At 46.9% G+C, this 1,114-nt stretch carries 2 pseudogenes; both read right to left on the minus strand.

Annotation, left to right across the window (positions count from 1 at the left end):
* Nucleotides 1-27 precede the first annotated feature (27 nt).
* Nucleotides 28-789: pseudogene (locus C5O23_RS14125) on the minus strand (IS630 family transposase); the annotation flags it as partial.
* Nucleotides 714-950 (minus strand): annotated as a pseudogene (locus C5O23_RS14575) (helix-turn-helix domain-containing protein); the annotation flags it as partial. The pseudogenes C5O23_RS14575 and C5O23_RS14125, both read right to left, overlap by 76 nt.
* Nucleotides 951-1,114 lie beyond the last annotated feature (164 nt).

Consider the following 1,114-nt stretch of genomic DNA (forward strand, 5'->3'; position numbering starts at 1 on the left):
TAAGTAAGTCGTAAAAATTAATTTATACTAAGCCGTATGGGCAAAATTGATATAGAGTTCAGATCCAAGCGCAGCCAACGCACGGTTAGTTGCATAGATCAGGGAGTCTGTGGAGCAATAATCCGCAGGTCTGAGCCATTTGCCCTTGAGGATTCTCCAGAGCGTCTCGGCGATATTCAAATGTGGACTATACGGTGGGAGGAAAAAGAGATACAACCCACGTTTCTCCCATATTGGACGGAGTTCCCGCATAAGTTTGCATCTGTGGACGCTTGCATTGTCAAGGACAACAAAAGTGTTTTTACGGATGCGGAGAGAAAGTCGGTCAAGAAAGTCGGCAACCTTGTCAGCGGTCATATTCTCAGTTGTGGAGAATCCTTCATATCGATTGTTGCGGTCTATCATGCCGAAAATATTGAGTCTCAGACCTCTTTCAGATGGGATATAGACATCTTCACCTCGGAACTGCCATCCGTATGGCACATATCCCTCGGTGCAGATGTGGCTTTCATCTCCATAATAAATGTCGATGAGACAATCTTTTTCCTGTCGTACGAGTTCTTGCAGCTTCTCGGTCTTATACGCATAGAGCTGCGGCGAGGGTTTCCCCTTTGGACGTTTTCTTATACGTCTATATCCCGCGCCAAGGCGGATAAAAAAGCCCTGAAGGTACTCTCGGAGGCTTCTTTCCCTGAAGCCTGCTGCCATGCCTCTTTCGCTTTCTTCACGCTCTGCCTGTCGTTCTCTATGGCTTTGCGTACCGACTCTTCGTCCGAGCAGTCCATTATTGGCTTCCGACCACGTCCGGGACGTGTTTCCAGTCCTTTGACTCCTTCGGTCTCGAAGCGTTTCACCCAGGAATTGACTGATATATGGGTCATGTCGGTCTGTTCTCCAACCTGTTCCGAAGTCAGGCCGGTGGATTTCAGAAGCACTGCGCGACAGCGCATACGGTATGCGTGGCTCTTGCCTTGGCGAAAGCCTTCCTCTAATTGCAGACGTTGTTGGTCTGTCAGTTGTATAACTTTGATTTTTGCGATAGCGATGTGTCTTTATGTGTTTACACAAAGATACGCAAAAAAATTGATATAAACTAATTTTCAACATCTACTTA

This window comes from Duncaniella muris, from assembly GCF_003024805.1.
Classification (GTDB): Bacteria; Bacteroidota; Bacteroidia; order Bacteroidales; family Muribaculaceae; genus Duncaniella; species Duncaniella muris.